This window comes from Cohnella baijiui, assembly GCF_020731285.1.
Classification (GTDB): domain Bacteria; phylum Bacillota; class Bacilli; order Paenibacillales; family Paenibacillaceae; genus Cohnella.
Window position 1 is genome coordinate 43,108 of sequence record NZ_JAJFOW010000040.1, and the last position, 13,761, is coordinate 56,868.

At 63.1% G+C, this 13,761-nt stretch carries 14 protein-coding genes; 10 read left to right on the forward strand and 4 right to left on the reverse strand.

Annotation, left to right across the window (positions count from 1 at the left end; genetic code table 11):
* Positions 1 to 6: 6 nt before the first annotated feature.
* On the reverse strand, positions 7 to 684 hold the full coding sequence (locus LKX83_RS26085) for a GntR family transcriptional regulator (RefSeq protein WP_227885778.1): 678 nt from the start codon (positions 682 to 684) through the stop codon (positions 7 to 9).
* 93 nt (positions 685 to 777) lie between these two features.
* Here LKX83_RS26085 and uxaC point away from each other — a divergent pair, with 93 nt between their 5' ends.
* On the forward strand, positions 778 to 2,178 hold the full coding sequence (gene uxaC / locus LKX83_RS26090; protein WP_227885779.1) for a glucuronate isomerase: 1,401 nt from the start codon (positions 778 to 780) through the stop codon (positions 2,176 to 2,178).
* Here uxaC and LKX83_RS26095 read toward each other — a convergent pair.
* Positions 2,163 to 3,101: an AraC family transcriptional regulator gene (locus tag LKX83_RS26095; RefSeq protein WP_227885780.1), complete on the reverse strand. Its 939-nt coding sequence runs from the start codon at positions 3,099 to 3,101 to the stop codon at positions 2,163 to 2,165. The genes uxaC and LKX83_RS26095 overlap by 16 nt on opposite strands.
* A 221-nt stretch (positions 3,102 to 3,322) precedes the next feature.
* Between LKX83_RS26095 and LKX83_RS26100 the strand changes: the two genes are divergently transcribed.
* The gene (locus LKX83_RS26100; RefSeq protein WP_370639136.1) at positions 3,323 to 5,371 is read left to right on the forward strand and encodes an alpha-glucuronidase family glycosyl hydrolase; all 2,049 of its coding nucleotides are present in this window, start codon (positions 3,323 to 3,325) and stop codon (positions 5,369 to 5,371) included.
* 69 nt (positions 5,372 to 5,440) lie between these two features.
* Here the strand turns inward: LKX83_RS26100 and LKX83_RS26105 are convergent, their stop codons facing one another.
* A complete protein-coding gene (locus LKX83_RS26105) occupies positions 5,441 to 6,214 on the reverse strand; it encodes an alpha/beta fold hydrolase (protein WP_255654898.1) in 774 nt (257 codons plus the stop codon).
* On the opposite strand from LKX83_RS26105, the gene LKX83_RS26110 reads away from it, so the two are divergent.
* The 8 genes from LKX83_RS26110 to LKX83_RS26145 all read left to right on the forward strand — a co-directional run bounded on the left by LKX83_RS26110 (position 6,194) and on the right by LKX83_RS26145 (position 12,503).
* The gene (locus LKX83_RS26110) at positions 6,194 to 6,724 is read left to right on the forward strand and encodes a TetR/AcrR family transcriptional regulator C-terminal domain-containing protein (protein WP_227885783.1); all 531 of its coding nucleotides are present in this window, start codon (positions 6,194 to 6,196) and stop codon (positions 6,722 to 6,724) included. The genes LKX83_RS26105 and LKX83_RS26110 overlap by 21 nt on opposite strands.
* An 89-nt stretch (positions 6,725 to 6,813) precedes the next feature.
* Positions 6,814 to 7,602, forward strand: a complete 789-nt coding sequence (locus LKX83_RS26115) for a Nif3-like dinuclear metal center hexameric protein (protein ID WP_227885784.1) — start codon at positions 6,814 to 6,816, stop codon at positions 7,600 to 7,602.
* A gap of 92 nt (positions 7,603 to 7,694) precedes the next feature.
* On the forward strand, positions 7,695 to 8,276 hold the full coding sequence (locus LKX83_RS26120) for a hypothetical protein (protein ID WP_227885785.1): 582 nt from the start codon (positions 7,695 to 7,697) through the stop codon (positions 8,274 to 8,276).
* Positions 8,277 to 8,397: 121 nt separating this feature from the next.
* Positions 8,398 to 9,387 (forward strand): Gfo/Idh/MocA family protein, encoded by a 990-nt coding sequence (locus LKX83_RS26125; RefSeq protein WP_227885786.1) that lies wholly within the window; start codon positions 8,398 to 8,400, stop codon positions 9,385 to 9,387.
* 67 nt (positions 9,388 to 9,454) lie between these two features.
* The gene (locus tag LKX83_RS26130) at positions 9,455 to 9,919 is read left to right on the forward strand and encodes a SulP family inorganic anion transporter (RefSeq protein WP_370639137.1); all 465 of its coding nucleotides are present in this window, start codon (positions 9,455 to 9,457) and stop codon (positions 9,917 to 9,919) included.
* Positions 9,920 to 10,079: 160 nt separating this feature from the next.
* On the forward strand, positions 10,080 to 10,310 hold the full coding sequence (locus tag LKX83_RS26135) for a FeoA family protein (protein WP_370639135.1): 231 nt from the start codon (positions 10,080 to 10,082) through the stop codon (positions 10,308 to 10,310).
* On the forward strand, positions 10,307 to 12,310 hold the full coding sequence (gene feoB / locus LKX83_RS26140; protein ID WP_227885787.1) for a ferrous iron transport protein B: 2,004 nt from the start codon (positions 10,307 to 10,309) through the stop codon (positions 12,308 to 12,310). The genes LKX83_RS26135 and feoB overlap by 4 nt, the downstream gene beginning before the upstream one ends.
* 19 nt (positions 12,311 to 12,329) lie before the next feature.
* The gene (locus LKX83_RS26145; protein WP_227885788.1) at positions 12,330 to 12,503 is read left to right on the forward strand and encodes a FeoB-associated Cys-rich membrane protein; all 174 of its coding nucleotides are present in this window, start codon (positions 12,330 to 12,332) and stop codon (positions 12,501 to 12,503) included.
* 66 nt (positions 12,504 to 12,569) lie between these two features.
* Here the strand turns inward: LKX83_RS26145 and LKX83_RS26150 are convergent, their stop codons facing one another.
* Positions 12,570 to 13,547 carry an aldo/keto reductase gene (locus tag LKX83_RS26150; protein WP_227885789.1) on the reverse strand — a complete coding sequence of 326 codons (978 nt, stop codon included), beginning with the start codon at positions 13,545 to 13,547 and terminating at the stop codon, positions 12,570 to 12,572.
* Positions 13,548 to 13,761: the final 214 nt, after the last annotated feature.

Sequence of the window (13,761 nt, forward strand, 5' to 3'; positions counted from 1 at the left end):
CGGTTCTCATTGAAAATAGTGCGGGTACTTCATCTTCAGCATCGACAAATCCGTAATGCTGAGCGTCAGATGCTCCTTCATCACCCGGTCGGCCGTCTCGGCGTCCCGGTCGCGTATGGCCTGCGCCATCCGCTCGTGCTGGGCGTACAGATGGCTCCAGGCATGATCGGTGACGAGCCGCAGCAGCCGGCTGCGGTTCAGATGCACGTTCATGCTTTGAAGCACCGCCCAGGTGTTCAGCTTGCGGCACCCTTCGAAGATCGTCCGGTGGAACGCCTCGTCCAGCTCGAACATGCGCTTGTCGTCCTGGCGCGCCATGCTCTCGCGCTGGGCGCGGAGATTGTCCTCGAGCGCGACCAGCCGCTCCGCGGGGAACGACTCGCACGCGAGGCGGATGACGGCCCGCTCCAGCTGCTCGCGCATGAAGCGCGCCTCTTCGACCAGCTCCGAGTCGATGAGCGAGACGAACGTCCCCCGCTGCGGCAGCACCTGCACCAGTCCTTCCTGGGCGAGCCGGACGAAGCTTTCGCGGACCGGCGTGCGGCTGACGCCGAACGAGAGCGAAGCTTCCTTTTCCGACAGCGCCGTGCCGGGGGGCAGGTCCAGGCTGAGAATCCGGTCCCGGAGCTGCGCATAGACGGTCTCTCGGGCGGAACGCGAAGGAGGCATGCGAAATTGATCCATCGGATTCACCTCCAGGATTCCATACTACCATACTTGTATGGTAGTATGGAACACATCAGATCTTATCATTTTTTAATAAGGAGGAGGATGTCGATGTCCATCTTCGATACGGAACATCTGCTGCTGACGACGAAGAGCGCCCGCATCTTGTATCACGATTACGCGGCGGCCATGCCGATCATCGATTACCACAACCATCTGGATCCGCAAAAAATCGCGGACGGCCATCGGTTTCTCAACCTGACGGAGCTGTGGCTGAACGGGGATCATTACAAATGGAGAGCGCTGCGCTGGCTAGGCGTAGACGAGGCCTTCATTACGGGCGAGGCTTCGGATAAGGAGAAGTTTCTGGCGTGGGCTCGCGCGGTACCGGCGATGGCCGGCAATCCGCTCTATCATTGGACGCATCTGGAGCTGGACCGTCACTTCGGCATCCGCGAGCGGCTATCCGCGGACAACGCCGAGGAGATATGGGCGCGGTGCAACGAGCAGCTGGCGGACCCCGCACTTCACGCCTCCGGCTTGCTCGGCAAGTTTGACGTGAGAGCGGCCTGCACGACGGACGACCCGGCGGATCCGCTGACGGCGCACCGCCGCATCCAGGAAGATGGGAAGGTAAGCGCGAAGGTCGCGCCGACGTTCCGGCCCGATCGGATCCTCGACATCGCCAGGGCGGACTTCCAGAGTTATATGAAAGAACTAGGCGGGGCAGCGGAGGTGGACATCGCCGCGCTGCCGCAATTGCTCGAGGCGGTCGAACGGCGCGTGGCGCACTTCCACGACCGCGGCTGCCGGCTTTCGGATCACGGCTTCGGCGAGCTGCCCTTCGAACCGGCGGGCGAAGCGGACGCCACGGCGATCTTTGCGCGCGCGCTGCGGGGAGAGCGGGTGACGGAGACCGAGGCGAAGCAGTATCAGACGTTCGTGCTGCTGCGTCTTTCCGAGCTGTACCATGCTCGCGGCTGGGCGATGCAGCTGCATATCGGCGCCATCCGCAACAACAACGCGCGCATGTCGTCGAGGCTTGGCAAGGACGCGGGCTACGACTCGATCCTCGACTTTCATCTGGCCCGTTCGCTGAACGGCCTGCTGAACGCGATGGACGAGGCGGACCGGCTGCCCAAGACGATCGTCTACACGCTTTACCCGGCGCAGTACGACATGATCGCGACGACGATCGGCAACTTTCAGGGCGGCGGGGTGCGCGGCAAGCTTCAGCTCGGCTCGGCTTGGTGGTTCCACGATCAGAAGGACGGGATGCGGCAGCAGATTCGATCGCTCGCGAACATCGGCCTCGTCAGCGCGTTCGTCGGCATGCTGACGGACTCCCGCAGCTTCATGTCCTTTCCCCGGCACGAATATTTCCGCCGCGTGCTGTGCGGCTTGTTCGGCACCTGGATCGAGGAGGGCGAGCTGCCCGCCGACTACGCATACGTCGGCGAGATCGTCCGCGACATCTGCTACCGCAATGCAGAGGCTTACTTCGGACTCTGATCCGGGAGCCCGTCCGGTCGGCCGCCGGTTAGCCGTCGGTAATCGCGGGGAGCGAGGCCCGTCCAGCGCTTGAACTGGCGGCTGAAATGCGCGATGTCCCGGTAGCCGAGGATGGCGGCGATCGTCTGCACGGTGTGCTTGGGATCGGCGAGCAGCTGCTTGGCTTCGTGCAGGACGAGCTCCGACCAGTAGGCGCGCGGAGAGACGCCGTACACCTCCCGGAACGTGCGGCTCGCGTGGGAGGCGCTGATGCCGATCTCATCCGCGATCCGCTCGATGCCGTAATGCGATTCGCCCGCCTGCCCGTGATGGAAATGCTGGCTTGCCAGCGCCTGGAGCCGGCCGGCGATCGCGTGGGCCATCGAGACTTTGCCGTCCTCGGGCGGCGAGAGATGGGCGCTCTCCGCAGAAAGCGCTTCCCAAAGTTGGGCGAACAGCTCGAAGACGCACGACTGCAGCCTCAGGCGGCCCGCGATAGAGCCCGCTTCGGCCGCCCCGGCGAGCTCCATCATCCGGCGCAGCGCCGGCGCGACCTTGGCGGCGACGGCGCCGTCCGCCGGGAAGAGCACTTGCTCCAGCCGGTTCAGCAGGGCGAGAAACAGCCGGTCGTCGAGATCGAAGTGGAGGCAAAAGTAGGTGAAGGGTGCGCCGTCGCCGCTGCGGCTGTCGTGCGATTCGCCCGGCTTCAGGAGGAGCAGGTCGCCGGGCTGCTGGGCGTAGGCGACGCCGTTCACGGTCATCGTCTGCCTGCCTTCGAGCAAGTAGTTGATCTCGTATTGGGGATGCTCGTGGGTCGGATAGGACCATGTCCCGGGAACGCGCCGCATATGAATGCCAAACAGGTTCAAGGTCGTCTTGACGTCAGGAAAGACCGTTTCGTGATCGGTCCGTTCGAAGCCCGCGGGCGGGCGGGGAGCGGTCATGCGCGGATTCTCCTTTCGGCTTCGCCTTGTGCGAATCGGATGGATCCAGTATACGCTGATCGCGCGATTTGGGTAAATACCCGCCCGGTTTGGCTATGGTTCGCCGTGTTTGGTTCGTGCTAGGATGAACCCGAATGGACGCTTGCGACCGTTTTCAAAAAGAATGGATCAATCGGAGATGGGGGAACGACATCGTGACGGCTCATGACACCTTTAGCAAGATGGCGGGTTACGACGCTTGGCTTCGCCGCGGCAGGCTGCCGGAAGCGGCGCTGCGGGCGGCCGCAGAGCCCTGGACCCGCGCCGTCTGCGCCGCGGAGGGCGAATTGCGCGTCGAGACGGCGGCCGCCGAGCTGACGGAAGCCCTGGCAGGCTTGCTTGGCGAGCGACCCGCGCGATTGCGGTCGGCCGGGGATGCGCCCTGCATCGTGCTCGGCACGTTCGCCGGCTGCGCGGAGGCGGGCGCGGCATTCGCGGCGCCGGAGCAGGCCGCGGTCGGCGGCGAAGGCTACCGCATCCGCGCGGACGCGGACGGCCGCCGGGTCGTGGTCGCCGGGACGACGGGAATCGGCGTCCTTTACGGCACATACCATGTGCTGCGGTTGATCGGCGCCGGCGTTCCGCTTGCCGGGACGGACCTCTGCGAAAATCCGGCCAACGGGCTGCGAATGATCAACCAATGGGACAACGCGGACGGCAGTATCGAGCGCGGCTACGCTGGACGTTCGATCTTTTTCCGGGAGGGCGAAATCGTAGATGATTTGTCACGCGTTCGCGACTATGCGCGCCTGCTGGCTTCGGTCGGCGTCAACGCGATCTCGATCAACAATGTGAACGTGCACCTCCCGGAGACGCTGTTCATGACGGAGCGCCATCTGCCGCGGGTCTCGGGCCTTGCGGACCTGTTCCGCGCGTACGGGATCAAGCTGTTTCTGAGCGCGAACTACGCGGCGCCGATCGAGATCGGCGGCCTGGACACGGCCGATCCGCTCGATCCCGGCGTGCGGGATTGGTGGAAGGCGAAGACGGAGGAGATTTACCGCAGCGTGCCGGACTTCGGCGGCTATCTCGTCAAAGCGGACTCCGAGTTCCGCCCCGGTCCGTTGACCTACGGCCGCGACCATGCGGACGGCGCGAACATGCTGGCCGAGGCGCTGCGCCCTTACGGCGGCATCGTCGTCTGGCGCTGCTTCGTCTACAATTGCAGGCAGGACTGGCGAGACCGCAAGACGGATCGCGCGCGGGCGGCATACGACCACTTCACCCCGCTGGACGGCCGCTTCCTGGACAACGTCGTCCTGCAGGTGAAGAACGGGCCGATGGATTTCCAGGTGCGCGAGCCTGTATCGCCGCTGTTCGGGGCGATGGAACGCACCAACATGACGATCGAATTCCAGGCGACCCAGGAGTACACCGGCCAGCAGAGGCATCTCTGCTATCTGGTGCCGCAATGGAAGGAAGCGCTCGATTTCGATACGCACGCTCAAGGTCCGGGCTCGACGGTTAAGCGCGTCGTGGACCGCACCCTTTTCGGCGGCAGTCACGGAGGATTTGCCGCGGTGTCCAACATCGGGGACGACGCCAACTGGACGGGGCATACGCTCGCCCAAGCGAATCTGTACGGGTTCGGCCGTCTCGCCTGGAACCCGGAGCTCTCCGCCGAGGAGATCGCCGAGGAATGGGTCAAGCTCACGTTCGGCGCGGACGAGCTCGTCGTGCGCACCGTGCTCGCCATGCTGATGGATTCCTGGAGCATCTACGAGTCGTATACGGCGCCGCTCGGCGTCGGCTGGATGGTCAAGCCGAACCACCACTACGGGCCCGACGTAGACGGCTACGAATATTCAATGTGGGGGACATACCACTTCGCGGACCGCGATGGCATCGGCGTCGACCGGACGCGGGCGACCGGCACCGGATACGCCGGCCAGTACCGCGACCCGAACGCGTCGCGGTACGAGTCGCTGGACGAAACGCCCGACGAGCTGGTGCTGTTCTTCCATCACGTGCCCTATTCGCATGTGCTGAAGTCCGGCAAGACGGTCATCCAGCATATTTACGACACCCGCTTCGAAGGGGCGGAACGCGCCGAGGCGCTGATCGCCGCTTGGCGCTCGCTCGAGAGCCGGGTGGATGCGGCCCGTTTCGCGCAGGTGAAGGCGCGGCTCGAAGAGCAGGCGGCGCATGCCCGGGAATGGCGCGACGTGTTGAATACGTACTTTTGGCGCAAGAGCGGCATCCCGGACGCCGCCGGACGAACCATCAATTAAGGCGAACAAAGCGCCCACAAGCCGGGCGCTTTTCTTTCGGCGCATCGCGTCGGCTTCGGCTGCTCCCGTTCAATATGCGTCCGGCGAAGAAGCGAAAAACCGGCGCAGCTCCCGCGCGACGATCTTCGGCTTGCCGCCTCGATTGGCGTTGCCGGTAGCGCCGTGGCCGAGCGAGGGAAACGTCACGCGCCGAACGCGCGGCAGCGATTTTTCCAAGGCGTCCAGCGCCGTTCTCAAATATGCCGGGCTCTTGCCGCCGCCCAGCAAAAGCACCTCGGGCCGCATCGCCCGGAAACGCTCCAGTTCATCGCTCATCTCGGCTACGAGCCGGAAGTCGTCACTCAGCGTAGGCGCGAGCATGTGGAAGGTAACGTCGCCGTCTTTCGCCTTTTTGTCCTCGCTCGCCATCATCATCTCCGTCAGCCGCTTGAGCATCCAGCGGGGCAGCGCGTTGAAGACGGATGGCCCCAGTTGCGCCCCTAGCATTCCGGTGACGAGCGCCGAGGACAGCTTGCCTTCGGCGAGCTCTTGCTGGAAGCGGGGAAGGAAGTCCATCGAAACCGAGCCCTTCACTGGCAAAGGAGGCTCGAAGATGGCCGTTTTGCGGATGGATGGGACGACAAGCGACGCCTGAAGCGCGACGAGCGCTCCTGAACTGACTCCCATCACATAAGGAGCTCCGGTCTCGGCAAGAAGCGCCTCCACGTCTTCGACCTCGTTTTGGACGGCGTATGACGCGGCGAACGAGCCGCTCAGTCCCCGGCCGCGCCGGTCGGGCAAATAAACGCGGAAGTCGTCGGCCAGCGCTTCGGCGAGCTGAAGGTGGCTTTGCGACGACTCCATGGCGCCGTGCAGCACGACTTGGCCGAAAACATATGCGGGAAGCTTCGCCTGCCCGATCCGGAGCTTTCCTGGGAAGCGCAGGTGCTTTCCTTCGCGCGGGAGTACCGGACCGTCCTGCTATCGGTGCGGGACGCGGCCGAAATTTTGCTGGAGACGCCGCCGCTCCTGCCGAAGCGTCTCTTGTTTATGGAGTCGATGCTCCGAAATCTCGTGGAGGCCGGATTTCCGCCCGAAGAAATCGTGATGGCCGCCATGCTGGTCAACGATTACGTGCTGTCTTTCGTCAAAAACGAAACGCGGGACTTCAATCCGCCTGAGGAGGAGACGGGTCCGCCGAACGACTTTTTCGGCCGTTTGTCTCCCGAGCAATATCCGACGCTTTTCCGTTTAGCGCCTTATCTGATGCAGATCAATACGGAGGAGCATTTCGAGTACGGTTTGCAAATGCTGCTCGGCAGCCTCCGGCAAAGGCTGAAGGATAAGCCGTCCGGGACAAGTTCGAACGACTGAACGGCGGCGGCAAAAATAGACCGGCATACGTCCAACCGAACCGGTTAAGTCAGGTTCACGGAGCGCCATAGAGGGGGGGGGGGGGGGGGATGATCTTGCGGATTTGCGAGGTGATCGAACGGTTGTGGCAGCCCGCGGCGGAACGGCCGGCCGAGACGGTGGACGGACTTGCGGCAGGCGAGCCCGATACGGAGGTGCGCGGCATCGCCGTGGCGTTCACGGCGTCTCAGTGCGTCCTCGAACAGGCGCGCGAACGGGGCGCCAACCTATTGATCGTCCATGAAGGCGTCTACTACCGTCATGCGGGTCGGGCGGCGCGGGAGGATGACGTCAGCCGGATCAAGCGGGAAGCGATCGTCGCATCAGGCGTCGCCGTCTACCGGTTTCACGACGGCATCCACCGTTACCGGCCGGACGGGATCACGCTCGCGCTGGCGAAGGCGCTCGGCTGGGCGTCGCGGATCGTGGAGCATCGTCCGGCCGCCGCGTTGCTCACTCTGCCTATGCAGTCGGCGGCCGAGGTGGCGAGCCACGTCAAAGCGCGTCTTGGCTTGCCTTTCGTGCGCCTCGCGGGCGACCCGGCGACATCATGCGTGCGGGTCGGCCTCCTCGCGGGCTATCGCGGCGGGGGAGAGCTCGCGATCCCGCTGTACGAGGAAGGGGTCGACCTCCTCATTGCGGGCGAGGGACCGGAGTGGGAGACGCCCGAATACGTGCGCGACGCCGTCGCCCAAGGCCGGCCCAAAGCGCTCCTTCTGCTCGGTCACGCCGCGAGCGAGGAACCGGGCATGGCCGCGCTGGCCGAAGAGCTGAGACGTGTCTATCCGCAGGTGCCGGTCCTGTTCTTGTCCGATCCGCCGATATTTCAATCGCTGTAGCGTACGGGATGGACGTCCGCCCATGCGCATTCGCCCTTTCCGCATATGGTGACAGGAGGAAGTCCCTATCGCCGCGGAAGGAGTGGATGTAGATGGCGGCCAAACGGAAGAGACCGGCGAACGCGTACGTTACGGGCGCGTTGTTGCAGCGGGTGGCGGGGGTCATGCTGCCCTTTTACCAAGCGGTGGCGAGCAGCGAGACGTTCGCGCGCAAGTGGAGCCGGGCGCTGCTATCGCTGGACCTGGACCGCATGCTGAAGCTGCTGCGCGCGGTCTCGCGGGGCGCGCGCAAGGAGCGGCTCGGGATCGGGACGAACGCGATCGGATACTTCGTCTCGTTCCCCGCGGCCAAGCCGATCTGGCAATATACGGATGGGGTAACGATCCCGCCGGGCACGGTGCAATACACGTTCGAGACGCGCATTCACCGCGCGATCGCCCGGGCCGTACTGCCGCTCTACCGGGAGCTGGCGCGCAACCGCTGCTTCGCGGCCGCGCTCGCGGGCGCGATTCGCAGCGGCGACCGGCGGGCGGCGAACGCGATGACGCGCGGCCTCGTTGGGACGGCAGCACTCGCTCGCGTCGAGATCGAGTCGTCGGGGCTTGCGCTGACTTTCCGATACAAGTCGACGCAGTATCCGTACCGTCATCTGTTTTTTCGCGACGTTCCTTAATCCGGGGGCCGGCGGAAGGCGAACAGCCCGAAGCCGGCCTTCGGCGTTCCCGTGCGCACGGCCCGTCCTTTTTGTGATATAACAAGAAGAAACGTTATTATCGCGCAAGGAGACATCGCTTATGATACGATTCGGCTTCATCGGCACGAACTGGATTACCGACCGTCTGCTCGAGGCGGCGAAGGAGACGGACGGCTTCGCTGCGGTCGCCGTTTATTCGCGAACCCGCGAGAAAGGGGAAGCGTTCGCCGCGAAGCACGGCATTCCGCACGTCTTCGACGACCTGGCGGCGATGGCGTCGAGCGGCACGGTCGACGCCGTCTATCTCGCGAGCCCGAATGCCCTCCATGCGGAGCAGGCGGAACTCTGCATGCGGCACGGCCTGCACGTGTTGTGCGAGAAGCCGCTCGCCTCGAACGCGGCGGAGGTGCGGCGGATGACGGCGGCGGCCCGGGAACACGGCGTCCTGCTCATGGAGGCAATGAAGTCGACATTCATGCCGAACTTCCAGGCGATCCAGGCGAATTTGCCGAAGATCGGCCGGGTCCGCCGCTTCGTCGGCAACTACGGTCAATACTCGTCCCGCTACGACGCTTACCGGGCGGGCACCGTCCTGAACGCGTTCGATCCAGCGCTTTCCAACGGCGCCCTCATGGATTTGGGAATCTATTGCATTTATCCCGCGATCGTACTGTTTGGAATCCCCGAGGCCGTTCAGGCCAACGGCCATCTCCTCGCGTCAGGCGTGGACGGCGAGGGCAGCCTTCTCCTGCGCTATCCGGAGATGGAGGGGGTCGTCATGTACTCCAAAATCTCGAATTCGGCGATGCCGAGCGAGATTCAAGGAGAGGATGGCAGCATTCGGATCGACCAGATCAGCCAGCCGGACAAGGTGTTGCTCCGTTATCGGGACGGACGGGAGGAGGACCTCTCCGTTTCGCAATCGGAGAACACGATGCGGTACGAGCTGCAAGCCTTCATCGACCTGATCCGCACGGGGAGGCGGGAGTCCGAGGTGAACACGCACGCACGCTCGCTCGCGGTGATGGAAGTAATGGACGAGGCGCGCCGGCAGATGGGTCTGGTCTATCCGGCCGATCAAGCGCGCTAAGCCCCTGTGGCCCGAAGAGGGAAAGCCCGGACTCGGTCCGGGCTTTCTGCGTCTGTTCGCCGCGACGATCCTGACCGGCATCCTGCAATTGCTGATGGGCGTCTTCAAGCTCGGCAAGTGGATGCGGTACGTGCCGCATTCCGTCATTACCGGCTTTATCAACGCCCTCGCCATTCTGATTTTGCTGTCGCAGCTGCGCTACTTCCAGGGACAAACTTGGGGCATGTACGCGATGGTGGCGTGCACGCTTGCCGTCATTTATTTGCTGCCGGAGCTGACGAAGGCGATTCCTTCGCCGCTCGTGGCCGTCGCGCTCATGACGATCGCAGCGGCGACGCTGCCTTACCATGGGCAGACGGTCGGCGACCTGGCGCAGATCGTGCCGACGCTGCCGGCGTTCGGCCTGCCGGACATCCCGATGACGCTCGGGACGCTCTGGCTCATCCTGCTGACCTCGATCTCGCTCGCGATCGTCGCCACCGTGCGGGCGTTTCGCTCGGACAAATCGCGCTCGGTTCAATCCGAAGCGTAAAGCGTAAAAATGAACGCCGGCGCGGCTTGCGCCGGCTTTTGCCGTCGTTGCAGCATTTGGATGGGCCGAACGTTCAAGAAACCGTTGCGCAAAGGGCCGTATTGACCTACAATACAACAATAAGAGTGATAATCATTTTCAAAGAACGGTGTGAACGCGCATGATGCCATTGACACAATTGCAGCGAGGCTCCAGAGGCAAAGTCACGGACATGGCTTCGGTAAGCTTTATGGTGCGCAGAAGGCTGAGCGATCTGGGCGTGACGGAAGGCTCGATCGTTTCGGTCCGCAAGATGCTGCCCTTCGGAGGGCCCTGCACCATCGAGTCCAACGGACAATGGATCGCGATTCGCCGCAAGGAAGCGCAAGCGGTGAGAGTTCTCGCCCTATGATCTCCGTTGCACTCCTGGGGAATCCCAACACCGGCAAGACCTCGCTGTTCAATGCGCTCACGCGCTCTTACGAATATGTCGGCAACTGGGCCGGCGTCACGGTCGAGAAGAAGGTTGGCGTGCTCCTGGACAAGAAGGGAGAGCTCGTCGACCTGCCCGGCGTTTATTCGCTTAGTCCGCTGTCCCGCGACGAAGCGGTGACCAGCGAATACCTGCTGCAAACCGCGCCGGACGTCGTCCTTAACGTCGTGGATGCATCGCAAATCGAACGCAACCTGCATCTGACGCTGCAGCTGGCGGATTACGGTCGCCCGCTTGTCGTCGCCCTGAACATGACGGACGTCGCCGAAGGCCGCGGGGTTCAAATCGACCCGGCAGAGCTGGCGCGCCAGCTCGGGGCGGCGGTCATCCCCGTCGTCGCGAGAACGGAAAAGGGCTGTCGGGAGCTGCTTCGGGAGATCGCCCGCACCGGCGAGCGAACGGTCCCTGTACGCACCGCCTACGCGGCTCCGCTGGAGGAGGCGATCGCCGAGCTGGAAGCCCGGATCCCGGCTGACGCCGGGCCGGGACGTTGGCTTGCGCTGCAGTTTTTGGAGGGCAACGAGGCGGTCGTGCAGCGGCTTCGAAAGGTGCTGCCCGCGGCGTGGCTCGACGCGTTTTTCCGGTCGACCGAAGCGGCGGTGCTAGCCCGGACGGAGTGCCGGGATTTGCAGCAGTACATTCGGCAGCAGCGTTCGGATCGCATCGCCAATATCCTGTCCGCCTGCTGTCGGCGCGTTTCCTCGTCCTCCAGCACGTTTTCCGAGAAATTGGACGCGATCGTGACCCACAAGTGGCTTGGCATTCCGATCTTTTTGCTGTTTATGTTCCTGACGTTCAAGCTGACGTTCGACTGGTTCGGCACGCCGATCTCGGATCGGCTGGACGCGCTGCTCAGCGGTCCGGTCTCAGATGGGCTGCAAAGGCTGCTTCAACAGCTCGGAGCGGCGGACTTCATCCAGGCGGTCATCCTGAACGGCATCGTGGCCGGGGTCGGCGGGGTGCTCGTCTTCGTCCCGCAGATCTTTATGCTTTTCCTGATCATCTCGTTTATCGAGGACTCCGGATACATGGCCCGGATCGCAACCGTCATGGATAAGCTGATGGAAGGCGCGGGACTGAACGGTAAAACCTTTATCCCGATGATCATCGGGTTCGGCTGTAACGTGCCCGGCATCATGGCGGCCCGCACGATTGAACAGCCCCGCGAGCGGTTGCTGACGATTTTGCTTACGCCGCTGATGTCCTGCTCGGCCAGGCTGTCGGTGTACAGTTTGTTCGTGGGCGTCTTTTTCCAATCGCACAAAGCGATCATCGTCCTCTCCTTGTACGTCCTGGGCGTCGTCGTGGCTCTGACGCTCGCCAAGCTGTTCTCCTGCACACTGGCGCGCGGCGAGGAGACGATTTTCGTCGTCGAGCTGCCGCCGTATCGGTTTCCCCAGTGGAAGACGCTCGCGCGGAGCACTTGGGAGAAAGGCAAAGGATTCGTTCGGAAAGCGGGAACGTTCATTTTCGGAGGATCGGTGCTCATCTGGCTGCTAAGCTATACGGGTTTCCGCGGCTGGAACGTGCCGATCGACCACAGCTTCATGCGCTCGATCGGCGACCTCATCGCGCCGCTGTTGCAGCCGCTCGGCTTCGGGAACTGGCAGGCCGGCGCCGCGCTCATTACCGGTTTTTTGGCCAAAGAAGTCGTCGTCTCCACGATGGGGATTATCTACGCGACCTCCGGAGATGCCGGTCTTCAGCAGGCGCTTGGGACGTATTTCAGCCCACTGCAGGCTTACAGCTTCATGGTCTTTATCCTTCTTTACGTTCCCTGCCTCGCAACGGTCGGCGTCATTCGCAAGGAAACGAATTCGGCGAAGTGGACGTGGTTTTCGGTCGGGTACGCGCTGATCGTCGCTTATCTGCTATCCATTTTGATTTATCGGATCGGGTTGCTGTTAGGATTCCATTAACGGGAAAGGCGTGATCGCCATGGCATTCAACATCGTAGTGGGGCTGCTGATCTTCGGCTACGCGGGGTGGACGCTGGTCCGGTATATCCGCAAGACGAGACAAGGCAAATGCGCCGCGTGCTCGCTCAGCGAAACCTGCCAAACCGGTTGTTCCTCGGTCGGACCTATCAAGCGGCAGACCGATTCGCGTTAGTCCGTTCATGCCCGCAAAATAAGAACACCCCCTGATTCCGTAACCGGATCAGGGGGTGTCGTGCGTTCAGGGCAGGCGGTAGACGGCGAAGGGTTCGCCATACCGGAACGGATCGCTGGCCAGCCGCAGCGCCTCGAGCGTAGATTCGTCCAGCTTCAGCTCGGCGCTCTGCAGGTTGGCCGACAGCTGCTCGCTCTTCGTCGCTCCGACGATGACCGTCGAGACGGCGGGCTGCTGCATCAGCCAAGCGACCGAGAGCACAGCCGGGTCGAACCCGGCCGTTTCCGCGATACGTAGAACCTCCTCGCCGAGAGAGAGCGTACGTTTTTCGAGGAAGCGCTGGAACCCGGGATCCGTATCTGCCCGGGAGCCTGCAGGCGCCTTGTCGTCCATCCCGGCATATTTGCCGGTGAGGATGCCCCCTGCGAGCGGGAAGTACGGAATGATGCCGACGCCTTGGTCGAGGCACATCGGCACGAGCTCCGCTTCCGGCGTCCGATCTGCGAGCGAATAGCTGGTCTGCGTGGAGACGAAGCGGTTCAGCCCGAGCCGCTCGCTCATACCGATCGCCTTCATCAGCTCCCAAGCCGCATAGTTGGACGCGCCAATGTAGCGGACTTTCCCCGAACGAACGAAGTCGTCCAACGTTCGCAGCGTCTCTTCCAGCGGCGTATAGGGATCGAAGGTGTGGATCTGATACAGATCGACGTAGTCGGTTTGCAGCCGCTTCAGGCTGGCGTCCAGCTCGCGCTGCAGATGGAAGCGGGAGGAGCCTCTGTCGTTCGGACCGAAACCGGCGACGAGTCCCGCTTTGGTCGCCAATACGGCGTCCTGCCTTCGGCCGCGCAGCGCTTCGCGGATGATCGTCTCCGACGCGGTCCCGGCGTAAATGTTGGCCGTGTCGATGAAGGTGATTCCGCTGTCCAACGCTTGATGAACGATGCGGATCGACGTATCCCGGTCGGAACGCTTTCCGAATGCGTTCGTCCCCAAACCAAGCGCCGACACCTTTAAGCCGCTGTTTCCCAAGCTGCGGTATTCCATAGGTCCATTCCCCTCCTATTTTGCGTTTCATTATAACGTTTCTCCGCCCGAATGCAACTCGTGCTGCCCTGGCATCCGTTCCCGTTGCACGATATCCCCTTGACTCAGGAGGATGCTTTGTCTGCATTCGCACGATATCCCGTTGGCTCAGGAAGCTGATCTGGCGACATTCGCGCGATATCCCCTTGGCTCAGAAAGCTGTTTCGGTGACATT